Source organism: Comamonas sp. BIGb0124, from assembly GCF_003752175.1.
Taxonomy (GTDB): Bacteria; Pseudomonadota; Gammaproteobacteria; order Burkholderiales; family Burkholderiaceae_C; genus Comamonas_F.
In genome coordinates, this window is record NZ_RJVF01000008.1 from 278711 (window position 1) to 302458 (window position 23748).

The 23748-nt window shown below is 63.4% G+C and carries 21 protein-coding genes; 10 read left to right on the plus strand and 11 right to left on the minus strand.

Annotation, left to right across the window (positions count from 1 at the left end; all coding sequences use genetic code 11):
• Positions 1-9 precede the first annotated feature (9 nt).
• The gene (locus EC845_RS02485; protein WP_123295631.1) at positions 10-1230 is read left to right on the plus strand and encodes an exo-alpha-sialidase; all 1221 of its coding nucleotides are present in this window, start codon (positions 10-12) and stop codon (positions 1228-1230) included.
• Positions 1227-1910 carry an SDR family NAD(P)-dependent oxidoreductase gene (locus EC845_RS02490; RefSeq protein WP_123295632.1) on the plus strand — a complete coding sequence of 228 codons (684 nt, stop codon included), beginning with the start codon at positions 1227-1229 and terminating at the stop codon, positions 1908-1910. Before EC845_RS02485 ends, EC845_RS02490 begins: the two co-directional genes overlap by 4 nt.
• Positions 1911-1969: 59 nt before the next feature.
• Here the strand turns inward: EC845_RS02490 and EC845_RS02495 are convergent, their stop codons facing one another.
• From EC845_RS02495 to EC845_RS02505, 3 genes are all read right to left on the minus strand, one after another.
• Positions 1970-2539, minus strand: coding sequence for a YceI family protein (locus tag EC845_RS02495; RefSeq protein WP_123295633.1), 570 nt, complete (start codon positions 2537-2539; stop codon positions 1970-1972).
• Positions 2540-2630: 91 nt separating this feature from the next.
• A complete protein-coding gene (locus EC845_RS02500) occupies positions 2631-3200 on the minus strand; it encodes a YceI family protein (RefSeq protein ID WP_123295634.1) in 570 nt (189 codons plus the stop codon).
• A 65-nt stretch (positions 3201-3265) separates the two neighbouring features.
• Positions 3266-3811, minus strand: coding sequence for a cytochrome b (locus tag EC845_RS02505; RefSeq protein WP_123295635.1), 546 nt, complete (start codon positions 3809-3811; stop codon positions 3266-3268).
• Positions 3812-4153: 342 nt separating this feature from the next.
• On the opposite strand from EC845_RS02505, the gene EC845_RS02510 reads away from it, so the two are divergent.
• Positions 4154-5611 (plus strand): APC family permease, encoded by a 1458-nt coding sequence (locus tag EC845_RS02510; RefSeq protein WP_123296319.1) that lies wholly within the window; start codon positions 4154-4156, stop codon positions 5609-5611.
• A 24-nt stretch (positions 5612-5635) separates the two neighbouring features.
• Positions 5636-6472 carry a cyclopropane-fatty-acyl-phospholipid synthase family protein gene (locus EC845_RS02515; RefSeq protein ID WP_123295636.1) on the plus strand — a complete coding sequence of 279 codons (837 nt, stop codon included), beginning with the start codon at positions 5636-5638 and terminating at the stop codon, positions 6470-6472.
• 53 nt (positions 6473-6525) lie between these two features.
• On the opposite strand, the gene EC845_RS02520 is transcribed toward EC845_RS02515, so the two are convergent.
• The 3 genes from EC845_RS02520 to tadA form a co-directional block, all read right to left on the minus strand.
• Entirely contained in the window at positions 6526-6774 is a 249-nt protein-coding gene (locus EC845_RS02520) for a hypothetical protein (RefSeq protein WP_123295637.1), read from the minus strand.
• Positions 6775-6970: 196 nt separating this feature from the next.
• The gene (locus EC845_RS02525) at positions 6971-8047 is read right to left on the minus strand and encodes an LD-carboxypeptidase (protein ID WP_123295638.1); all 1077 of its coding nucleotides are present in this window, start codon (positions 8045-8047) and stop codon (positions 6971-6973) included.
• Between the two features lie 68 nt (positions 8048-8115).
• The gene (gene tadA, locus EC845_RS02530) at positions 8116-9570 is read right to left on the minus strand and encodes a tRNA adenosine(34) deaminase TadA (RefSeq protein ID WP_158615587.1); all 1455 of its coding nucleotides are present in this window, start codon (positions 9568-9570) and stop codon (positions 8116-8118) included.
• Between the two features lie 79 nt (positions 9571-9649).
• Here tadA and EC845_RS02535 point away from each other — a divergent pair, with 79 nt between their 5' ends.
• From EC845_RS02535 to EC845_RS02545, 3 genes are all read left to right on the plus strand, one after another.
• On the plus strand, positions 9650-10126 hold the full coding sequence (locus EC845_RS02535) for a flavodoxin domain-containing protein (protein WP_123295640.1): 477 nt from the start codon (positions 9650-9652) through the stop codon (positions 10124-10126).
• 230 nt (positions 10127-10356) lie between these two features.
• Positions 10357-10815 carry a PA2169 family four-helix-bundle protein gene (locus EC845_RS02540; RefSeq protein ID WP_123295641.1) on the plus strand — a complete coding sequence of 153 codons (459 nt, stop codon included), beginning with the start codon at positions 10357-10359 and terminating at the stop codon, positions 10813-10815.
• A gap of 203 nt (positions 10816-11018) precedes the next feature.
• Positions 11019-11426, plus strand: a complete 408-nt coding sequence (locus EC845_RS02545; RefSeq protein ID WP_148077220.1) for a hypothetical protein — start codon at positions 11019-11021, stop codon at positions 11424-11426.
• Between the two features lie 137 nt (positions 11427-11563).
• On the opposite strand, the gene EC845_RS02550 is transcribed toward EC845_RS02545, so the two are convergent.
• The gene (locus EC845_RS02550) at positions 11564-13642 is read right to left on the minus strand and encodes a cadherin-like beta sandwich domain-containing protein (RefSeq protein ID WP_158615588.1); all 2079 of its coding nucleotides are present in this window, start codon (positions 13640-13642) and stop codon (positions 11564-11566) included.
• 471 nt (positions 13643-14113) lie between these two features.
• Between EC845_RS02550 and EC845_RS02555 the strand changes: the two genes are divergently transcribed.
• The gene (locus tag EC845_RS02555) at positions 14114-14896 is read left to right on the plus strand and encodes an IclR family transcriptional regulator (protein WP_123295644.1); all 783 of its coding nucleotides are present in this window, start codon (positions 14114-14116) and stop codon (positions 14894-14896) included.
• Positions 14897-14962: 66 nt separating this feature from the next.
• Here the strand turns inward: EC845_RS02555 and EC845_RS02560 are convergent, their stop codons facing one another.
• A complete protein-coding gene (locus EC845_RS02560) occupies positions 14963-16558 on the minus strand; it encodes a DUF4394 domain-containing protein (protein WP_123295645.1) in 1596 nt (531 codons plus the stop codon).
• Between the two features lie 375 nt (positions 16559-16933).
• Between EC845_RS02560 and EC845_RS02565 the strand changes: the two genes are divergently transcribed.
• On the plus strand, positions 16934-17161 hold the full coding sequence (locus tag EC845_RS02565; RefSeq protein WP_123295646.1) for a hypothetical protein: 228 nt from the start codon (positions 16934-16936) through the stop codon (positions 17159-17161).
• Here EC845_RS02565 and EC845_RS02570 read toward each other — a convergent pair.
• Positions 17154-17561, minus strand: coding sequence for a BLUF domain-containing protein (locus EC845_RS02570; RefSeq protein ID WP_158615589.1), 408 nt, complete (start codon positions 17559-17561; stop codon positions 17154-17156). The two genes, EC845_RS02565 and EC845_RS02570, sit on opposite strands and share 8 nt — an antisense overlap.
• A gap of 318 nt (positions 17562-17879) precedes the next feature.
• Here EC845_RS02570 and EC845_RS02575 point away from each other — a divergent pair, with 318 nt between their 5' ends.
• Positions 17880-20090: a gamma-glutamyltransferase family protein gene (locus EC845_RS02575; protein WP_158615590.1), complete on the plus strand. Its 2211-nt coding sequence runs from the start codon at positions 17880-17882 to the stop codon at positions 20088-20090.
• A 120-nt stretch (positions 20091-20210) separates the two neighbouring features.
• On the opposite strand, the gene EC845_RS02580 is transcribed toward EC845_RS02575, so the two are convergent.
• Together EC845_RS02580 and EC845_RS22725 are read right to left on the minus strand one after the other, a co-directional pair.
• Complete coding sequence (locus EC845_RS02580; protein ID WP_123295649.1) at positions 20211-20825, minus strand: hypothetical protein; 615 nt, start codon at positions 20823-20825, stop codon at positions 20211-20213.
• Between the two features lie 941 nt (positions 20826-21766).
• Complete coding sequence (locus EC845_RS22725) at positions 21767-21901, minus strand: hypothetical protein (protein WP_255416889.1); 135 nt, start codon at positions 21899-21901, stop codon at positions 21767-21769.
• Positions 21902-23748: the final 1847 nt, after the last annotated feature.

The following is a 23748-nucleotide window of genomic DNA, read 5'->3' on the forward strand; positions in this document are numbered from 1 at the left end:
GGAGACCCCATGACAGACAACACTTCGATCGCACCGAGCGCGGGCGAAACCGCGTCCGCACTGGTATTCGACGGTACGGTGACGGCGCTGCCCACCGACCCGCAATGCAAGGTGGCGATGCTGCCCACCCTGCGCCCCCAGAACCACGCCTCCAACATCCTCCCGCTGCCCAACGGCGACTTGCTGTGCGTCTGGTTCGCAGGGACACAGGAAGGCGTCTCCGATATTTCGGTGAATTGTTCGCGTCTGCCTGCCGGAAGCACGCAGTGGACTCGCCCCGTCCAGCTCTCGAACGACCCCGACCGCTCCGAGCAGAACCCCATTCTGTTCCTGGCCCCCGATCGCATCCTGTGGCTGATCTGGACCGCACAGGCCTCGGGCAACCAAGACACCGCCGTGGTGCGCTACCGCCAGTCGCACGATCTGGGTGCGACCTGGGGCGAGATCGGCACGCTGTTCGGCACCCCCGGCACGTTCGTGCGCCAGCCGCCCGTGGTCACGGCCAGCGGCAAGTGGCTGCTGCCGATCTTCTATTGCCGCACCCGGCCCGGCGAGAAATGGGTGGGCAGCTACGACATCAGCGCCGTGAAACTCTCCGACGATCAGGGCAAGACCTGGCGCGAAGTCGCAGTGCCCGGCAGCACCGGCAGTGTGCACATGAACATCACACCGCTCGCCGACGGCAGCCTGCTGGCGCTCTACCGAAGCCGCTGGGCCGACGCCATCTACGCCAGCCGCTCGCTCGACGACGGCGAGACCTGGAGCGAACCCCAACCCACGGAACTGCCCAACAACAACTCGTCCATCCAGGTCACCACGCTGCACAACGGCCATCTGGCCCTGGTCTACAACGCCATGAGTGCCGCCGGGGCCACCGAACGCCGCGCCTCGCTCTACGACGAGATCGAGGACCAGAACGTGCACAACGACCAGTCCAACATCGTCGCCGACCCCGCAGCCGCAGGCCAGCGCGAAGCCTTCTGGGGCGCACCGCGCGCACCGATGACCCTGGCGATATCGCCGGACGGCGGCCGCACCTGGCCCTGGCGGCGCAATCTGGATGTGGGCGACGGCTACTGCATGAGCAACAACTCCGAGCAGAAGATCAACCGCGAGTTCTCGTACCCCAGCGTCAAGCAGTCGGCCAACGGCGACCTGCATGTCACCTACACCTACTTCCGCCAGGCGATCAAGTACGTGCAGGTCACCGAAGCCTGGGTGCAGGCATGAGCACGCCGCCACGCGCACTGGTCACCGGGGTCAGTTCGGGCATCGGGGCCGCTATAGCGCAGACGCTGCTGGCCGCCGGCTGGACGGTCGACGGCGTGAGCCGAACGCGCGTCGAAGGCTGGGGCGCGGCCCTGAACAGCCACACGCTCGATCTGTCCGACCACCCCCGTGCAGCGTCCTGTCTGGCCGATCTGCCCACGCCGGATGCCGTGGTGCATGCCGCAGGCATGATGCACGCAGCCCGCCTCGGCGAACTCGACGCCGCCGTGAGCGCGCGGCTGTGGCATCTGCATGTGGCCACATCCGAACTGCTGGCCAACCTCTTTGCTCCGCGCATGCAGGCCGGCGGCCGCATCGTGCTGATCGGCAGCCGCACCTCGCGTGGCGCGGCCGGACGCAGCCAGTACGTGAGCACCAAGGCCGCCATGGTCGGCATGGCTCGCAGTTGGGCCGCCGAGCTCGCACCGCGCGGCATCACCGTCAATGTCGTGGCGCCGGGTGCGACCGAAACCCCCATGCTGAAGCAGCCCGGGCGCGAAAGCTCGCCGCCGAAGCTGCCCCCCATCGGGCGTTACATCCAGCCCGGCGAAATCGCCGAACTGGTGAAGTTCCTGCTCTCGCCGGCGGCAGCGGCCATCACCGGTCAGGAGCTGGTCGTGTGCGGCGGTGCATCGCTCTGAATCGGGCTTTGACTGGCCGATCGGCATGACATGGCGTCACACGGATCGGCAGTCGACGTTTACGGCGCGATCGCTTCGAGCGCGATGTTCAGGGTCACTTCGTCGGCCACGGCGGGCGCATAGGCACCGGCATTGAAGTCGCTGCGCTTGATCACGGCGGTGGCGTCCGCGCCGATGGCCGGCTTCTTGAGCATGGGATGCTCGACGCTGCTGAACGACGTGATGGTCAGCGTCACCGGCTTGGTCACGCCCTTGATCGTCAGGTTGCCTTCCACCTTCGTGGGCTTGTCGCCCTCGAAAACCACACGCGTGGACTTGAACGTGGCCGTCGGGTAGGTCGCCGCATCGAGGAAATTGGCGCCCTGGATATGGCCGTTGAATGGCGCAAAGCCGGTGTCGACCGACGTGATGTCGACGGTCACATCGACCGAGCCCGTCTTGGCCACCGGGTCCACGGTCACCGAACCGCTGGTCTTGTCGAAACGCGACAGCTGGGTCGAAAGCCCCATGTGCTTGTACGCAAAACGGGCAAACGTGTGGGTCGGGTCGATGTTGTAGGTCTGGGGGGCGGCCCAGGCGGGAGCGGCGAATGCGGAGGCCAGTAACGTGGCGGCCAGCAGTTTGTCCATGGAATGAAGCTCCTTTGAGGTCAGGTTGGGAATGGAAGGATCGAACGATCGGCAGACGGGTGCCCATGGGCCCCCGCCAAAGCCGGCGGTATCAGGGGGCAACGGCGGTGATGCGGTAGCTCACCTGGATCTCGTCGGCAACGATGCTGGTGTCGCTCCAGGCGCCTTCGCCAATGCTGAATGCGGTGCGCTTGAGCGGCAACGTGCCTTCGAGCACAGCCGTCTTGCCCTGCTCTTTCACGGTGAAGGTCGAGGTCGCAGGCTGCGACTTGCCCTTGATGGTCAGGGTGCCCGCGGCCTCGAAGCGCTGGTTGCCCAGCGACTTGACCTGGGTGGATTCGAACACCGCCAGCGGAGAGCCCGCCACGTCCAGCCACTCCTTGGTGGTGGCGCTGCTGGTGGCCGGCTTGGAACCCGCATCCACGCTGGCCAGTGTCACCTTGACGGTTGCCTGGGCCTTCTCGGGATGGGCCGGATCGAAGCGCAGCGTCGTGTCGAACTTGGCAAAACTGCCGTTCATGCCGACCTGCATCTGTTTGTACGTGAAAGCGATACGGCTGGCTGCCGCGTCGACCTGGGTGTACTCGGCCGCCTGGGCGGCACCCAGCAGCCCGCTTCCCAGCACCAAGGCCAGGGCAGTGCGCGAGACGAATCGATTCATGTTGGATAACTCCGTTGTCGGTCTGGATGTGATGTCGGTCGGATGGATCGCGAGGCCCGCGGCTCTCAGCGCCGCAGACGGGGCTGCATGCGCGCCAGCACGCCGTCGCGATCCACGAAATGATGCTTCAACGCGGCAGCCACATGCCCGGCCACCAGCGCTGCCATGGTGTAGTTCAGGGTCTTGTGCACGGTCAAGAGGCGCTCGCCCCAGGTCTCGTCGGGCGACATCAGATCGGGCAACGGCAGCACGCCGAACCACACCGTCTGGAAGCCCAGCGACGAACTCATCAGCCAGCCGCTGAGCGGCACCGCGACCATCAGCACATACAGAAGACCGTGTCCCGCCTCGGCCGCGATCTGCTGCCAGCGGGCCATGCCTTCGGGCAGACGCGGGGCGCGGTGCGTGAGGCGCCAGGCCAGGCGGAACACCACAAAACAGAAAATCGTGACCCCGGCCCACTTGTGCCAGGAATACAGCTGCAGCTTGCCCGGCGTGAACGGCAGGCCCTGCATGTAGAAGCCCAGGGCAAAGGTCGAGACCAGCGCCAGGGCAATCAGCCAATGCAGATAGATGGCGGTGCGGGTATAGCGTTCGGGAGGATGGCTCATCGTGGTATCGGGTCGGTCCGAGCGCAATCGGGATCCGGGCCGCCTGTTATCGGTGTTCTGGCTGACCTGGGACCGGGCGCATCGTTCCCGTGTCTGGAATCGAACCATTCTACGGACGCTTGACGCTTCATAAAGTCTGTTTACCGAGTTAGATTGTTCCGAAAAAAGGATCAATCGATGCGAAGCCAGCCCCTCTTGGGCGTGCCTTCCGATCGTCACAAAATCCACCGGCTGACATGCGGAACTGCTCCTATTCTGGTAAATTGTTCGGCAAAACAACCCTAAGAAACTCCATCTCCCGCATGGTCCATGTGGGAGCTCCGCCGTCTTCAAGGGTTGTTCATGGCCGTTCGTTCCCCGCAGCAAACCGTGCCCGCCGCTTCGGCCGGCTCTCCCGGCAGCGCTCATGCCGCCTCTGGCGAAACATCCGGGGGGACGAATTCTCCCGCTCTGCCTCAACCCTCGCTCTCGGTCTTCGACGCGATCGCCATCATGGTCGGCTTGGTGGTGGGCATCGGCATTTTCCGCACCCCCTCCATCGTGGCCGGCAACGTCGAATCGGAACTCGCGTTCATTCTGGTCTGGGTGGCCGGCGGTGCGATCACGCTCATCGGTGCGCTGTGTTATGCCGAGCTGTCGGCGGCGCATCCGGACGCCGGCGGCGAGTACCACTTCCTGTCGAGAGCCTACGGCAAGCCACTCGCGATGATGTTCGGCTGGGCACGATGCACCGTGATACAGACCGGCGCCATCGCGGCCGTGGCCTTCATGCTGGGCGATTACGCCGCGCAACTGCTGCCGATCGGCCCGTACGGCTCCACGATCTACGCGGCGCTCTCCATCGTGATCCTGACGGCGGTGAACGTCATCGGCACCACCCAGGGCAAGAATCTCCAGTTGGCCATGACCTTCATCGAGATCGGCGCGATCGCGCTCATCATCGGATTCGGCTTCTTCGGTTCGCCCGAAGTCTCCCCCGCACCGGCGTTGCCCCCGGAATCGGCCGCGATGGGCATGGCCATGATTTTTGTGCTGCTCACTTACGGCGGCTGGAACGAAGCGGCCTACCTCACGGGTGAACTCAAGAACCCTTCGCGCAACATCGCCAAGGTGCTGGTCACGGGCACGGCCATCCTGGTCACGCTGTACGTGGCCGCCAACTGGGCGCTGCTGTCCATTCTGGGACTCGAAGGCCTGCGGGGCTCGGACGCGGTGGCCACGGAGATGATGCGCCAGGTGGCCGGCCCGGCCGGCGCCACGGTCGTCACGGTGGCCATCGTGGTGGCGGCGCTGTCGACGCTCAATGCCACCATCTTCACCGGGGCGCGTGTCTTTTATTCGATGGCCCGCGACATCACGCTCTTTCCCAGGGTCGGGGAATGGAACGCCCGCGGGCGGACGCCCGCCAACGGCTTGTTGATGCAGGCCGGGGTCTCGCTGGCCCTGGTGGCGCTCGGCGCCGCGACGCCGGACGGCTTCAAGGCCATGGTCGACTACACCGCGCCCGTGTTCTGGGGTTTCCTGCTGCTGGTGGCGTTTTCACTGTTCGTGCTGCGCCGTCGCGAGCCCCACCGGCAGTTGACCTACCGGGTGCCCCTGTATCCCCTCACACCGGCCCTGTTCTGCCTGACCTGCCTCTACATGCTGCATGCCAGTCTGGCCTACACGGGCTCGGCTGCGTTGATCGGCGTGGCGGTGCTGGCGGCGGGCCTGCCCCTGCTGTGGTTCCAGCGCAAGGATCACCCGCCGGCACCCGTCGCGCAAACCGCGACCACCCCATCCCCAACCTTGCTCGACTGACGAGCCCGTTTCAGGAGAATCGCCATGTTCACACGACGTCAACTGGCCGGCGTCTGCGCCGCCGCGCTGCTGGCCACACCGGCTGCATGGGCGCAGACCCTCGAGGCCCCGGCATCCACCTACTCCCCGACCGTGGGCCAGCAGGGCAAGGACGTCATCTGGGTTCCGACCCAGCAGGCCCTGATCGACCGCATGCTCGACATGGCCGAAGTGACGCAACAGGACTATCTGGTGGATCTCGGCTCGGGCGATGGACGCACCGTGATCACCGCCGCCAAACGCGGACTGCGCGCGCATGGCATCGAATACAACCCCGACATGGTGGCCCTGTCCAAACGCGCGGCCGCCAATGAAGGCGTCGCCGAACGGGCGACGTTCGAGCAGGCCGACATCTTCGAGTCGGACTTCTCGAAAGCCTCGGTGGTGACGCTGTTCCTGCTGCCCGACCTCAACCTCAAGCTGCGCCCCACGCTGCTCGACATGAAGCCCGGCACGCGGGTGGTTTCCAATTCGTTCATGATGGGCGACTGGCAACCCGATGCATCGGTCGAATCCGGCCCGACCGCCAACTGTTCGAGTTTCTGCCGCGCACACCTGTGGATCATCCCCGCCAAGGCCGCGGGCGTCTGGGACCTCGGCAACCAAGGCCAGCTCGAGCTCAAACAGACCTACCAGGCGCTCGAGGGCACGCTCACACAGGGCAGCCGCGCCATTCCTCTACAGGACGCCAAACTCAAGGGCAACGAGATCACCTTCGTCGCCGACGGCAAACGTTATGCCGGTACCCTCGAAGGCACACGCATCAACGGCCGCGTCGATGGCGGATCGAGCTGGATCGGCAGCCGCAAGAACAGCGGATGACGCAGCGCCGCTGCCGTGCGGCGCAGAAAAACCAAGGCCCGCACCGGCGGGCCTTATTTCTTGTGAGGATCCTGCGTGCGGTCAAACGACTCTGCGCGTTTGCCACTGGAATCCGTCGCCACGGACGGCGCACCGTTTCGGCGCTGTCCGGCCGCATAGCCGTCCAGCCATGCCGCCACCACACGGTCGCGCATGAACGCCTCGACCCCGCCGCCGCCAGGCAGCAGATAGGGCTCGACCAGGGTCATGGACGATGACGTCAGCAGAAAGCGCTGGAGCTCGGGTATGGAGGAATCTGACATCTTGGAGCTTTCGGAACGCCTGTACGCCGCTTGCCGCGCCGCTCGAAAAAGCCGCTTCGGCGATTGTGCGTTGTGCTGGGCGAGAGCTTACGCCGGTTTTGGCGGCTCGGACGGGTCGGAAGGCCTTCCCCACATAAAAGCAGGGTGTGCGCCGACATGATCCGGCCGGCTTGCCGTCCCTCCGGTCCCCCTCGTCTCAGGCGGAAGGCGAAATGGCCCGATCGCGGGCATGATCGCCATGGTCATGCCCATGGCGATGGTCCTCCTGCCCGACGTGCCCCCAGAACAGCATGGCATCCCGTCCTGCGACCTCGAGGGTGACCGGCGCGCCCACCGGCAGCATCACCTTGGTCGGCACGTGACCGAAAGGCAGCCCCGTCAACACGGGCGTACGTGGCAATTGAGCCCGCAGCCAGTCGACCACGGTCTGCAGCTTGTAGCCCCGGTCGTGAGGTGTCAGCTTGAACGAGGTGAAGCTCCCCAGCACCACGGCAGCCTGCCGGGCCAGCACGCCGCTGAGCAGCAACTGGGTCAACATGCGCTCGATCTTGTAAGGATGTTCGCCCACGTCCTCGAGGAACAGCACCCCGCCCTCGACCGCCGGGAAATACGGCGAGCCGGCCAACGCGCACAGCACGGCAAGATTGCCGCCCCACAGCGTGGCATTCTGGATCGGCCGTTCCGCGACATCGGCCGGCAGGCTGTCGATATAACGCAGGTCCCCGGCCGGCAGCCGCCAGCCGGTGCCTTCGCCCTGCCCGCTGGTCATGTCGGCAAGACAGTCGGACATGAGTTCGTCGACGCCCTCTTCGGCGCCGAAATCCGCACCCAGCGCCGGACCGGCCCAGGTGACGGTCCCTTTTTGCGCCAGCATGGCCAGTTGCAGCGCGGTGAAATCGCTGTGACCCACGAACTGCGTGCCGCCCTCCACGGCGCGGTGCAGCAGTCCGTAGTCCAGGTGCGGCAGCAACCGGGTCAGGCCATAGCCGCCCCGGGTGATGATGGCGACATCCGCGCCGCTGGCCGCCGCACGGTGGATCGCCGCGACCCGGGTCTCGTCGTCCCCGGCAAAGCGCTGGACGCTCGCCAGGCTGTCGGGATCCAGATCGACCCGGTAGCCCTGGGCCTGAAGCCGTTTGACCGCCCTGCGCAGGGCCGCGCGGTCGCGCACGGCTCCCGACGGGGAAAAACCGTACAGCCGGATCGGGCGGGGTTCGGATGCGGCCAGGCGGGCGCAGTGGACGCAGGAATAATTCAACGCGGAGGAGTTCATGGTGCAAACAATCTGCAGGTCCGGCCCCAGATGCCGGCGACCCTTCGCCTGCACCCCAGGGGCGACCTTCAATGCCCGAAGTATGCCGCAGCGCGTGCCACGTCGGATGCGGCGAGCAGATCGTCCGGCTGTGCCCATGGATCGGATGCAGCCGCAGAAGCGGTGACACCGAATGCAGCCGGATCGACGATTGGACAGCCCGATGCATCGGCTTCGTGTTCTTCATGGGTCTGTGCAATTGCGGCGGCCGAGCCGCCCATGCCGCTTTCCGGAGCCGCTTGGGCGACCCGAGCCCACGCCGCCATGGCGACAAATGCGGCTTGGTGCCCCTTGTCCGGCCACGGCGCAGCCAGCGCCTGGGGCGAGAGCGCTCGCTTCGTCACCCCGGTCGGGTCGGGCTGGCTTCCACCAGGGGATGCATGCCTCGGCCCCGTGCCCGCGCGACCCGACGCGTCCCGCGCTCGCAGCGCGGTGACCAACAAGGGGCGAGCGGCCAGGTCCTTCAGAAAAGCGGCGTGGTCGGGGGAAGGCCAGGGTGCGCCCTGGGGCAGCCGCCACAAGGCCCTCACCCGTCCGGACGCACGGCGCGCCGCGTCCAGCCCCAGCTCCGCACCGATTCCCTGCCCCAACACGACGGCCCGTTGCAGATCGCGTTCGGCCAGCAGCTCGACGAGGATCCGTGCATGCAAGGCCGGATGGTGGAACGCCGTCTTCTTCGGTTTGTCGCTGCGCCCGAACCCGACCAGATCGGGAACGAGTATGCGCCGGGTCGACGGCTGGGCCTGAAGCCAGCCCAGCACCTTGGTGAAGCCGGCGCTCCAGCCCGGATGGCCATGGAGCAGCAGCCAGTCGACCGTGCCACCCGAGGGGCCATGGGCTTCCAGGTAGTGCAGCCGCAGTCCCGCCAGCGCAGGCAGGCTGCTGGTATAGCGCGACTCGGCAGGAGCGGCAAGCGCGAGTCCGGCAAAACACCCGTCGGGCGTGCGCAGCGCGTCCTGGCGCAAGGGGTGGCTGGCTTGGTGCAGGCATAGCGCCTGCTTCCTTTTGTCGCGGAAGAACCCCTGCAGCAAACCGGCACACGCCTGCGCCCATGTTTCGGCCTCCGGGCCCAGACCGGCGGCGGGCAGCACCCGGGTCTGGTGATTGAGCTGGGCCACGGCAAAGGGATCGATCACCGACCCTGCCGCCCCGGTGCGCGGCTCGGGCACGGCATAGATCACCTGAGCGACCCGTGCATGGAGCATGGCGCCGGCGCACATCGTGCAGGGCTCGAGCGTGATGTAGACACGGCAGCCGTCGAGCCGGTAGTTGCCCAGACAGGCGGCGGCCTGCCGCAGGGCCTGGATCTCGGCATGCGCGGTCGGGTCGTGGTTGGCGATCGGCGCGTTGTGTCCGCGGCCGATGATGCGCCCTTGCGCGTCGCACACCACGGCGCCGATCGGCACCTCGCCCGCGGCGGCGGCAAGCCGGGCCTGCTCGAGCGCGGCCTGCATCGGAATCGAGTGGGATAAACGGTCGTCCATGAGGCTGAGCAGTTTACCGGTCCGGCCTTCACATGACCGCACCGGCAAGGCACCTATTGCGCCAAGGCACAATCGCCGCATGAAACTCACCTTACTCGTTGGCACCATGAGCGACACGGCCTGGCAAGTCGCACAGGCCATGGAAATGGCCGCAGCAGACCACGTCGCCGAGATCGAGGTCCGTCGCCTCGATGCATCCGACAGCCCCGAACTGTTCCAGGCCGGCCCCGATCACGCTTACATCGTCTGCACATCCACCTTCGGCAGTGGCGATCTGCCCGACAACGCCCAGCCGCTCTATCACGCGCTGGATGCCCAACCCCGCTACCTGGGCGGCGTGCGCTACGGTGTCGTGGCGTTGGGCGACAGCGGTTTCGGCGAGACGTTCGCCCGTGGTGGCCGGCTTTTCGACGAACGCCTGGCCGATCTCGGCGCCGTCCGTGTCGGCGAACTGCTGGTCATCGACGCCTGCAGTGCGGACGATGCCGAAGAAGCGGCTTCGGCCTGGATCGAGTCCTGGCTCGAAGCCTTGCAGAAGTTGCCTGCCGACGTGTAAGACAGGACTGGCGGCATGGCCCAGGTACTGCCTGGGAAAACGGTGCGGATCGCATGGCCGGCTCGTTTGTTCGGGACGACGACGCCTGACCGGCAGGGAGCGACGACTCCTACGCCAGCGGCAAGGGCTCGCCGACGCACGGTTTGCCCGCCTGGGGTGACCATGGAGTCAACGCGAAACGCAAGTTGCGACGCGTCTCAGAGAAGTCATTCAAAGGAAAGGAAACCTCCATGACCACCCGTACAGAAGTCATCGACATCCTCAACGATCTGCTCAAGAATGCGCACGACGGTCACCAGGGCTACCTGGCAGCAGCCAAGGAGACCCACTCGCCGTATCTGCAGAACACCTTCCAGACATTGGCCGAACACCACGCCCGCACGGCAGCCGATCTCGCGGCCCTGGTGCAGCATCACGGCGGCGAAGCGGTAGACCACGGCTCTGCCACCGGTGCCGTGCACCGGGGCTGGCTGAAGGTCAAGGCGGCCGTCGGCGCCGACAGCGATGCGTCCATCCTGGACGAAGCCGAACGTGGCGAAGACGCCAATGTGGCCCGCTACCGCAAGGCGCTGAAAGCCGACTCGCTGCCGGCCGACGTGCTCGCCACGATCGACCGCCAAGCCCAGGCCGCGCAACGCAGCCACGACGAGATCAAGGCCATGCGCGATGCCGCGAAGGCGAAAGCCTGACCCTCGATGATGCCGGGCTTGCATCGGCAGCCCCGCCGCCGATGCGCATCTTGTGCATCTGCATTGCCGACCCGGTCCATCCCGACCGGGTTTTTCTCGTTTTCACCAAGGCCGACGCTTAACGGCGCGCTTGCAAACGTCCTTAGAATGACCCGATGCGCAGGCGCCCTGCCTGCCCTGCCCCGTTTGGAACAAGGGAGCTCATGGGTTTCTCCACGTCTCGACACACCGCAATCGCTGCACACGCACCCCGACGGCCGGGGCCGCGTGGCGAGACGGCCCCGCGCGGGCTGTTCTCGCGGGCGCGTGCATGGATGGCCGGCGCCTCGACGCTGACGCTGGGACAGCGCGCCCAGGCCAGTGTGCCCATGACACCCGCCGAGCCGGTGCTGCTCGACGAGATCCATGCCCTGGCGGCAGTCGCCGGGGTGATCCTGGGCTACGGGCTGCACCAGTTGCATCTCACGGGCCGCCGGCGCTACACGCTGTTCGCCATGGCCGGCACGGTCGCAGTGGTCCTCGCTTTTGTCCCCTATGGCCTGTACCTGGTCGCGGGTGGCGTGTTCTCGCTGTTGCTGGCGCTGGCCTGGGACTATTTCACCAACCCCTGAAACGACGAAGTCCGCAACCCGGCCACTGCACGCAGCCTGGAAACGGACTTCGACCGGCCTTTCGAAGGCCGCGAGGGCCACGCTCGTTTTTCACAAACGGAAGCGCCCCTCGCTCAGGTCATCGGCACACGCCGGACTCAGGCCACCTCGACCGTGAACGAGTAGCGGTTGGTGGCGCTGCCGTCCGGCGAAGTCACCTCGACGACGATCCTGCTGCCTGCCGAAACCGGCACCACCGTGCGGCTGGACTGCGCCACCGCGGCGCCGTTGACCTTCAGCCCGCTCGCCTTGTTGGACATGGCACGGGGTCGGATCGCCACGCTGCGCTGTCCGGCCGGCACTTTCAGGCGGTAGTCGAAGGTCCACGGATCGAACTTGTTCGGCAGCACGTTCGGCGTCCCGTTGGCGGGCGCTGCCCAGTACACGTTCACACCCACCAGCGTGGCTTGCTCGAACTCGACGTTGCTCAGCGTGGCGTACTTGCGGTAGCCGTTGTCCACGTTGTAGTCGATGCCGATGCCGTTCGGATAATCCACCGTCGGCTTGCTGAGGTAATCGACGGGCTTGCCGTAGCCGCTGCCGATGGGGCCGATGGCCATCCAGTTCTTGTCGCGCCACATGTCGCCCACGATACTCATGCGGTTGGCGATGCCGCCGCGGATGGACGGCTTGGACGCGGCGTCGCCCTCGTCGATCAGTTGCTGGAAACACTGCACGAAGTTGTCCACGCAAGCCATGCCCACGGGCACCTCCTGGTGAGCATTGGTGACCTCCACGATCTGGCCGTCGACGATGCGTTTGCGGTAATCGGCCAGCAACTGCAGCGTCAGCGACAGGAACAGATCGACCTTGACGGACGAATACTGCGTGGTGTCCGCCGTCGTCGGGCGGTTGCAGCCCCACATGTCGGAGCCGAACACCCAGCCGGCCTCATGCACCACCGCCGTCACCGTGCCGTTGGTGTGGCCCGGGATGATGAAAATGCTGACCTTGCTGCTGCCCAGGTCGAACGTGTGGCCATCCGGCACGGCAATCGCCGCCGTTCCCGCCGCACGGCGATTGGCATTGCTGTCGGCCATGAAAGCGGCTTTTTCGATGCCCGAACAATAGAACGGGATACCGGCCGAGGTGAAGTTGTAGATCTGCGACGAGTGATCGGAGTGGTTATGACCCACGATCATGTCATAGGGTTTGGTCGCAATCGAATCGACGAAGGACTTGAGATTGGCTTTATCCGGCGAAATCTGGCCGCAATCGAATACTAAACCGCGCGTGCTGCCTTCGATGTAATAGACGAAAGGCCCGAGATTCTCTGCCTTGTTGAATATCTTCCAGACCTTGGGCTTGGCGCCCGATGCTTCATGGTAAACGGTGGCCTGGTATTCGGCCGTATCGGGCACACCTGTTTTCCAGAAGAACTCCCGCACCACGCTGGGCTCGAGATCGTCGCGCACGGCCACCGCTTTCAGGCGCACCGTGCCGTTGGACGCGTACTGCAGCACGCCCTGTGCATAGAAGTCGTAAAGCCGGCCGCTGCTCAGCGGATCGGCCGGCTCGCTGCCGTCGGTCGTGACGGTGTAGTAGATCGCAGCGCCGGCCGTCGGCGTGGAAATGCGGATGAAGCGGCGCGGCGCGGTCGTGCCCGACTTGCACATCACCTGAGGCGGCGAGGTCAGCCGGCCCGTGATGGCCTTGAGCACCGCTTCGGCCTCGGCGACCGTGATCTGGGCCTTGGGCGAGAAGGCCGTGGCACTGGTTCCCTGCATGTAGCCGGCGCCGACCAGCGCATTGACCGATGCCCGGTATTCCTCGCCGATCTGAGCGGCATCGCTGAAAATCGATAGCGCATCGGCTTGCGTCGTGGTGATGCCGAAAGCCTTGGCGTACACCCCGGCGGCCCACTCGCGGGTCGCGTCGGCGTCGGGCGCGAAAGCGGTGCCTGCGTTGCCGATCACCGACTCTTCCAGCGCCGTCTCGATCTGCCGCGAGTACGGGGTCTGGTCCAGCACCACATCGCTGTACTTCGGCTGCACCGCCTTGTACTGGTCGTTGTACGACGACGAATGCACCCAGTCGAAGTGATCGGCCACGGTGGCCACGAAGGCGCCACGGGCCAGCGCCGGCGCGCCCGCGACCGGCGGCGTCACCGGTGCCTCGTCGTCGTTCGATCCACCCCCCAGGCAACCCGCAAGCATCATGGACGGAGCGGCCAGCATCGGCAATCCCAGCATTCTGGAAAACGCCCGGCGGGACATCCCCGTGCGTTCCGCAATCGTGTTCGAACCACTGTCCTGATTTGCGCCTGGGCTTGTCTCGAAGGTTTTTCGCATCTCTGTTATTCCTGGGTATGAGTTGTTCTGTCATCCATGCATCTTCATGGACGTACTGGATGGTACAAAACGATGCGAGTTTTCCAACCTATGGAATACCCTTAACAGGAAACCGACTGCAAAAAGTCTCGCAGACCCTTTTTCGTGCCTGAATCGAGATCCGCTTCCCCATCGAATCGAATCAACCGAATGACTTGACACAACGGAATTGGAAAATATTTTCCAGTATCCAGAGGCCGCTCGAAGGCGCCGCTCCCGGGCGTAAAGCCTCAACTGGAAACGCTTTCCTCGTCGGAACGGCGTTGCGCTTCGGCTAGACTCGCGGGAAAAGCACTACACGGAAATTCCGCGCCCACCATGGCAGCCCTCATCGAACGATCATTCAAGGTTCTCGAGCACCTGATCCAGTATCCGGAAGGCTGCCCTCTCTCGGCGCTCTCGTCTGCGCTGGACATTCCGCTCAGCGCCACGCACCGCATGCTCACCGATCTGGTGACGCTGGGCTATGTCCGGCAGCGCGAACGCGACGGCCACTACATGCTGACCATCAAGCTCGCCGCCATGGGGCTCAACTATCTGGGGACCACCGGCGTGGTCGACGTGTCGCAGCCCTTGCTCGACGAGCTGGCCGTGCAGAGCGGCGAACTGGTGCGGCTGGGTGTCGTCGACGGCGACGACCTCATCTTCGTGGCCAAGGCGCAGGGTGCACGCAAGGGCCTGTTCTACGACACCGACATGGGCCTGTCGGTCCCGCTGTCGTGCAGTGCGGCGGGCTACGCCTGGCTCTCCACGCTCAGCGACGACGAGGCCATCTCCAAGGTCTCTCGCCAGGGCCTGGGCAAACCCGAGAACTACGGGCCCAAGGCCCCCACCACGCTGGCCGGCGTGAGCGCGCAGATCAAGGCTGCACGCAAACGCGGTTTCAGCCTCATCGTCGAAGTCTTTGCGCCCGCCATGAGCGCGATGGCGGCCCCGGTGCGCGGCGTCGACGGCACGGTGATCGGCGTGGTGACCATTGCCGGGCCGCTGGTCCGGCTGACCAAGGCCCGCATGGAGGCGCTCGGCCCCCTGCTCCAGTCCACCGCTCACGACATCGGCATGGCCAGCCGCGGCTCCAAGCATTTCCGTCACGCCAACTGAAGACGCCTGCCCCGCGCGCATGGGGCGCACGGGACAGGCGTGGTCTGTTTCAGCCGTTGTACAGCGTCAGAATCGGATGGCGATGTCACGCACCACGGGACCCGAAGCGCCGCCGATCAGGGACAGGCTGGCATCGCCCGTGGTGTTGCGGTACAGCGTGGCGGCACCGCTGGTCAGCGACAGCGTGTAGAGCGTGAACGGACCGCTCGCACCGCTGCGCAACGCGGCCAGGACCAGGCCGTTGGCGCCGCCGGCGATGTCGAATGCACCCTGCCCGTTGAGCGTCACGCCCAGGGGACCGACGTTTTCCAGCGTGCCGTCGTTCGGCGGATTCTGCTTGGCCAGCACGTTCTCGTTGGCATCGAGGTCGTACAGCGTCGTCGCGGTGGTGCCGGCAAAGCTGTTGGTGTAGGCACCGGCCACCACCTTGGCAGGCGTGCTGCGGTTGATCGTGCCATCGGTGATGGTGATGCCGGTTTCCACATTGATGCGCAGGCTCTGACCGGTTTCACTGATCACACGCAGGCGGTCGGCAACCGGGTTGAAATCCACCGTGAACTGGCTGCCGTCCAGGCCGGTGTAGGGAGCCGATGTGTCGGCCGGATCGGCGGCCAGCGTCGAAACCACGGTTGCGGCGCCGCTGCCCGTGTCGATGCTGACCACCCGCGCGTTGCTGGTCAGGCCATACAGCTTGCCGTTCGCCGGGCGGAAATCGATGCCCAGCACCGTCTCGCCCGAAGCCAGTCCGCTGATCGCCACGGCCGTCGACACCGTGTTGGGCGCAGCCGGTGCAAAGCTGGACAGGCGCGAGGCGTCGTCGAGCAGATACACCCGCAGTGCTTCGGGCTGAACCAGGGTCAGTCCGATCACGGCCTCGCCCGTGCCGATGGGGCCGACCGCCTTGGCCCCGGCATCGCCGCTCAGCGGCACGGTGTAGAGCTGGGTCGAACCGCCGACCGCGAGTGCGGCGTAACCCACGTTGTTGCGGGCATCGATGTCGAAGCCGTTGCTCGAGGTGAACGTCACCTTCAGCGGCACCGGATTGGCCAGCGTTCCGTCGTTGGGCGGATCCTGCAGATACAGCGTCCCGGCGGCATCCAGGTTGAAGAGCTGTGTGGTGGTGGTGCCGGCAAAAGCGTTGGTATAGGCGGACGCGGTGACCGATGCTGCGGGGCCGTTGATGGGCTTGTCTTCCGTCACGCCGCCCGTGGTCACGTCCACCCGCAGGTTCTGACCGGTATTGCTGACCAGACGCAGACGATCGGCGACCGGGTTGAAATCGACCCCGAACTGATTGCCGGCAAGGGGTACGGACAGGGTGGACTTGAGCGTCAGCACACCGGTGCTGGCATCCAGGGTGTAGATGCGGTTGGTGCTGCTGACCGCATAGATCGCGCCGTCGGCCGGGCGCACATCGATACCGACCAGCGACTCGCCACCGGCCAGGCCGGACAGTGCCACATTGCTCGAGATCGTTCCGGGCGTGGTCCGGTTGAACGAGATGACGCGGTTGGCGGCGGTCACGGCCACGGTGTCTCCGAGAACGACGGGCGCGGGGGGCATCTCGCCGTCTCCGTGGTCGTCACCGCCGCCACCGCCGCACGCGGCCAGAGTGGCCACGGCAGCCAGAGCGAGGGAACTGAGTTTCAGGTATTGAGGCATGTTGCAAGTCCTGTGGAGTGGAGGGATATGCCACGCGCTTGTTATTGGCGTTCTATACGAGCGACATGTTTCCACTACCCACCGCGATGCCATCTGGATGCAGGGGCCACGCATCTATTACAATTGGTTTCATCTTGCCGTAACGAGGCTGTCTCCCGACCGACAGGCTGCAGCGCCACGGCAACCCTCTCACACCGGCCGCTGTTTTGCGCGCGAAGGGCTTGCAGCGCCGTCCTCGTACGGAACGACCCCTGCACCACGCGATCGCCGTCATCGACAAATCCACACACTTGCAGAGCCTGAATGACAGGATTCGATTCTAGAATTCCACCAGACTGCCGATAACAAGGCAGCGAGATCAGGGAAAGAAAAAACATGCAGTGGAGTACGCCTCAGACCGACCGCGACTGGGTGATCAAGACATGGCTCGAACGCCCTGTCGACTTGCGCCGCAGCACCTATTTGCAGAGCTTCATCGACATGGTCTGGGACACTTCGTACCGGTTCTCGGCCGTGCGCACCCGGCACGCCGAGCTCATGGCCCAGGCACTCGATCCGTATCTCGAGGATTCGAGAACGGCGAGCCCTCAGGCCCTCACCTGATGAATCGTTTGTTGTGAATCAACTCGCCGATGAAGGCCTCGACCTCGTCGGCATCGGTGTGGCTCTCGGCCAGCAGACCGGCGACGGCGTCGTTGAACCGGCCGTCGTGCAGATAACCCATCGACCAGTCCTCGAAATCGCGCGAGATGATCGGTTTCCGGGCCAGGACCCGCACCCGTCCGTGTCGCGGGTCTGCCGATATACGCGCCATCAGCGTGTCCAGCACCGTGGCCGGGCCTTCGAGCACCTGCGTGAAATGCTCGCCGTCATAGGTCAGCAGGCCCGTGATCTCATGCTCGGCGTTGAATGTGCGGGCGACCGCCAGAATGTCTGAAACGGTCTGAAGCCGGCTTCCGATCTGGGCTTTGCTGACATAGAAAATGCGCGTGAGTCGGGTCATGAATAGTCGATTGGTGTAGCCACATTTAGCCACAGTTGCTAACATTTTATACGAGTGGTTAGCGAACGCACGCCGCCTGCGCAGTCGTGGCCCATCCACGACCGCCGCAAACCCGCATGGACGGAAATCCGTCCCTGCGTGGCTGCACAGCGTCGATTTACCGGCCCTGCTTCAAAGCCGCCCCTCCACATCCCGGTTTTTCCTGGGCTTGCGAAGGGCCAAAGCGCTGCCCGAACATGGAACGGATCCTGCTCTATGTCTTCATGCGACTCGGCACAGCCGCGGTCGCCACGCCGCGACATCCCTCTTCATCAGCCCATGACACATCCACTTCGACACGCCACCGCCCGCCCTGCCCTCTGGAGCCTGAGCCTCGTCCTGGCCCTGGCCGCGTGCGGCGGCGGCAGCAGCCCTTCCGACAACGACACGGCCGGCGACGGCGAGACGACCCCGACCGTCCCCACGCCCGACCCGACCCCGACGCGGACCGTCACATTCGATCCGGCACGCTGCGAGCCGCAGAGCGGCGCACCCTACGGCCAGACCGTGGGTCTCAAGGGCTCGAATCTGATGGTCACCTCGGCCGACGTGAATGCCTCGGCAGCAGGCTGCAAGGTGCTGGCACAGGGCGGCACCGCCATCGATGCGGCCATCGCGGTTCAAGCCGTGCTGGGCGTGACCGAGCCCTTCGGTTCGGGCCTGGGTGGCGGATCCGTGATCACCTACTACGACGCCGCTTCAGGTGCGGTGCGCACCTTCGACGGCCTGTCTTCGGCGCCGGCCGAAGTCGGCGGCGTCGACACCATCTACAAGGCAACGGCCCAGGACGTTTCATCCGTCGCACCCTACAACCTCTGCAAATCCGGTCTGAGCGCCGGCGCCAGCATCTCGGCGCAGCAGGGCAACACCAACATCTCGGCCCGTGCAGCCGGCGTGCCCGGCACCCTGGCAGTGCTCGACTCGGTGCACCGCATCTACGGCAAGACCGCCTGGAATGCGCTGTGGGGCGACGCCATCGACCTGGCGAACAAGGGCTTCCCGATGTCGCCCTACATGTACACCACGCTGTACGCGGAGGCCAGCGAATACGACGACGACGGCAACCCCGTGGCCGCCGGCAGCGCCGTATCGGCCTGGGTCAATTCCGCCGGCACGGCCAAGGGTGCGGCACGCTGCAAGTACCCCGACATCAACGCGCGCTACTGCGAGCCGACCGACGCCAGCAAACAGAAGCCGCTGGCCATCGGCACGCTCATCCGCAATCCCGAACTCGCGGCCTCGATGGAGATCGTGCGTGACGGCGGTGCCCAGGCCTTCTACGACCCGGCCGGCGCCATCGCTCCGGCCATCGTCGCCAAGCTCACGAGCGGCCAACTGCCCTGTACGTCGATCCTGCCGAGCTCGGGCACGACGGCCGCGCCGGCCATTGCCGGCACCATCGCCAGAATCCCCAGCCTGATGACGGCCGCCGACTTCGCCGCCTACAAGGCCGTCGAACGCAAGCCTTTGGTGGGCACCCATTTCGGCATGACGATCTACACCCAGCCTGCACCGTCGTTCGGCGGCCTGGTGACGCTCTACAACCTGGGCTTGATGGAGCGCAAACAACTGGCCGGCATGCCCTTCAACGGCACCGACTACCTACACCTCGTCACCGAGGGCAGCCGCCTGGCCAACGCCGACCGCCGCAACATCGTGGGCGATCCGGCCTACTCCAACGTGAACGCGCGTGTCGCCACCCTGCTCTCGCCGGCCTACCTCGATGCACGTGCCGCGCTGATCACGGACACCGCACTCGCGACCGCGCCGGCCGGTACAACTGCCGACGGCATTGCCGCGTTCGTCGCCACCAGCCCAGCCCATGACGACACGCTGGCCTCGGCGGTGCGCAAGACCTCGCGAACCAGCGCCATGCAGCTGGCAAGCGCCGGACAAGCCGCTGCCCACGACGAAGACTGGAACACCACCAGCAATCTGGCCATCGTCGACGGCTACGGCAACGCCATCTCCATGACGACCACCATCAACACGCACTGGGGTTCGCATATCGAAGCGGCCGGCATCCTGATCAACAACGCGATGTCGAACTTCTCGGCCAGCACGCTGGGCTTCGACGTCAACGGCTACCAGGCCAACAAGCGCCCGCGCTCGTCCATCTCTCCAGCCATCGCCTTCGATGCCGAAGGCCGGCTCCAGATGGTCTGGGGCTCTGCCGGCGGCGGCCCCATCCCCGACTACATCGTGAAGACCTTCCTGGGCCACACCGTCTACGGCATGGACATCCAGGAAGCCGTCAACGCCGACAATTTCACCGGCCAGAACGGAACCGCGCAGCTCGAGGCCGGCAAGCCGATTGCAGACCAGGTCGGCAACCTCGTCTCCAAGTACGGCAACACCGCCGCCAACGCCGAAGCGACAGGCCTCAAGAGCGGCATCAGCGGCATTGCCGTGAGTTACGACACCAACGGATTCCCGGTCTACAGCGGAGCGGCCGACAGCCGGCGGAACGGGGCGGCGAACGGGTATTGAGCAAGCCTTGCCGGCTCAGAACCCATCCTTCACCGTCAACATGGCGCTGCGGTACACGTCGAGTCTGAGTCCGAGCAACCATTCAAGCAGCGAACCCAGCCTCTCGTGTCTACCAGTAGATCACTGTGCATCCCACCGCTTCTGCGCCTTGATTCGATCAAAAGACGGGAGCATTGCCTTGATAATCGGGACATTCGCCAACGCAGGGAAGTAACTACGAAACGCTGCCTCATCCTTCGCCTGTTGGTCTGTGATGACAATATCGAAGGTGCCTCCCGAAGCCCCCGCGATGGCTTGATCGATCAATGGAATCAGCGGCCCTGCCCGAAACTCCTCACCCTGGCGCTCTCGCACCGTCGCCTCGACATGACCCAGATAGTAGACACCGGGCGCGGTGACCTTCAGATTGGCATACAGGGGAACAAAAAACAAGCCATGGACAGGGAACGCGCTGGCCAAAGCACTGAAACCGACCAGCTCGTAACTACCGGGATCCAGTGACATCCGCAACAGGTAGTGATTCCCTCGCGTAGAGCTATTGGTTTCCTGTCGTGCCTTGTCGTCAACGACAAAGTTCCAACGGTCCGCCGCTTCAGTCGCGCCTGGCTTTTCAACGTGCAGCACATTGAGCTTGGGCTGATAGCGAGTCTTATATGGGTTCTTGATGGTCGCAGTCATCAGAAACACCGGCTTGCTCGCTGCGGTCACGCTCTCTGCCGGATCTTCGAACGTCATCTTGGTTCGTGTCGCGCATCCTGTCAGCAAGAGTACTGCCAGTACGCTGGCTACAGCGAGGCCTCGCCCCCATCCTGTCGATTTCATCATCATCCTCATCCCATGTTGTTGAGATGAAGATTATGAATGGCAACCGAAACCAATTTGATCATTGAGGGCAAACGCACGAGTAATGAGGAGAATTTACTTACAGGCAAGGTGCGCCCCACTCTCATCAAGTCCCACTTCAAGGCTTTCAAAGTGAAATTAAAAGCAACTCGCAAGTACGCGGCGGGTCATCCCTATAGTGCGAAATCCAAGGCCCAGTCGTTGCCCATTGGCGAAGTTCTACCCCGTCAGTGGCCAGCAAGGCCTGGCCCGTGCTTCTTCGAGCGCATCCGCGCATGCCGACCGCAATGGCGAACTTGCACTGACGGCAAATATCAAAGCGGATTGAACATTCACACGCTGTCTAGAGGGTGCCGTATGTCATGCGCTTACAGAGCATGATCCATCGGCACATAGAGACCGCCTTGGGTTCGCTGGGTGGTACCCCAGTCAATAATGGCAGCGGAGGCTGCGTCATGCCTCGTCAATGACATGACGGAGTCTCATGACCTATGCGGACCCTCTGCATTCGCATTTCTAAAACCCATCACGCAACACCCTGAAAATCAAATGAAATCAGAAAATAGTTGCACTATACAGTCAAAATTTCATCACGACCAACTTCGATAACTACAATCGAAGGCCTTTTGACCCAAAGAGCATGTCTCCACTTGCGTCACAAACCAAAACCAACAACCCAACAAATCAAGTGATACGGACGTGAAGTCAGGCTTACGATCTTCAAACGACGGCATGTCTTTCACCGCTCGTGTAAGTTCATCCAATCGTTGCAGAAGAATTCCGTGAAACCACTCAAAGTATTCCTTGATTTCATTATTTTTACGGGGTTTCACTCAAGCCCTATCACGATCTTTCTTTATCACACAGGCCGTCATGACCATACTTATCATAGCCATAACGAGTGAAAACAACATTCCAGCAATAGACAAATAAATATTCACATCAAACTGCGCCAGCACACCAAACATGAAGCCCATTGTCATGAAAAACAAAAAATAACCGCCAGTAACGACGAGCCCGAATTGAGAGCATCAGCCGGCCAATAAACTCAAATACCACTAATAATGCAAAGAAAGCAAATAAAAATACAAAAATCATGACAATATCAATCAAAAATTATTATCAACCATCGCCCACACACACTCAATTGAGTGCATGCCTCTACAGTAAACCCTGCCGCACGGGCCTGCGCCGCGTCTGCGACCAGACGCGTCGTGGCCTCGACCCTGGCAGAGAGCAAACTCGTGCGCAGCGACGCATCGGACGGCTGTTCCCTGACGCCCTGCTCCAACGTGCTGATAGCGGATTCCTACTGCCCCTGCCGCCTGCTGTCCGTGGCCTGCAGCCTGGACACAGCCGGACAATACCGCAGTCAGCAGTAACAAAGTGAGCAGTGCTCAGTGTGGCCCCGCAGTCCGTGCTTCTCGATTCCTCATGTGTGGTCCTTCTCCTTGTCTCTGGGATGTCCTGAATGTGATGATCCGACCTCGAAGGGCCGTACGCGATAAGCTCCATGCGTTGCTGAGTTTTAAGACTGAGCACGAGAAATCAATGAACGCTTTCTTCCTCAAAATTGAGTGAAAATTGAGTGAAAATTGAGTGAAAATTGAGTGAATGCAAGCGGAATCAAGTCGGATGTTTTTCATTCACTTTCATAGATATGACTGCCTCGTCGGCGTCAGTGAGCAGTCGCACGGGCGGCGCGCCGTCAGTGGCGAGGACGTACCAGGAGGGAGAGGGTCGCGCGCACATGGAGGGGCATCGGTTGCAACCCCTCGGCTAACGACCCTAAAACGCTGGAAGTCACGTCAGTCCTACCGAGACATCTGGCGGCAACCCACATGCTCCCAAGTGCTTGAACCCTGCGCTCGTCGCGACCGACAGACCAAATCTTCCGCTTCTGTGACTTGGAGTTGCTCCACGCCATACACTGCTTGATATTCCCAAACACGCGTCGCTGGTTAAAAGCGTTCGGCAGCCAATAGCAACAAATTGCTCTGGATTTAAACACCAGCCAATCGCTCCGTCTCGAAACAGGGGCGTCGACACAACAAGCGATTGACGTTCAAGTTGCCAGTAGCCAAGAGTAGCCAGCACACCGAAGCCAGCAACGGTTAGAACACCAAGACGCGCAACTTACCTCATTGCAGTCTAATCTTCGCTTGACCATCGGTTGAATGAAAAACGTTGACCCGACTTGAGAGTGAACTTCCGCACCGTTGCGGCTCTTGAATTGGCTGTCGAACCGGCCGACGTTGCCAAGTTTCTACCCCCGTGTCGCTTGTCCAAGGCTTGATGTCGAAGTGTACCTGTCATAACCGAGGCCCACCTCAAAAACCCCCGGCGCAACCAACTTAAGGGGGATTTTGCCACACACCAATTGGTCCAACAAGTTGGTTCCCATGTGCCCACTGAGATTGACGACAACAGTGGACTCGACGCCCAGAGGAAAGTCAGCCGCGCCAGCTTACGACAAGTGGAGGCTGGCAAGGAAGCTCCATCCTTTGATGTATTTTAGGATCGCATGACAGAACATCAAGAACCATTGATAGCGGAATCCACCCCATACAGATAGTCTAGCCGCAAGCCGAGAGCACCTTATAAATATCGATCAGCCAGCCGCAAAAAGCCTCAATATTCATATGCGCAGTGAAAAACACCGCGGAAAAATCAACAACAACAACAACAACAACAACAACAAAGCCGCAACAAGATCCATAAGAATTGACAAATAATACCTATTTTTTTAGCCCCCCAGCTGACTCACAGCAACTTTCATGGCCAGATACTCTGGCGACCCGGGCATAAATAAAAA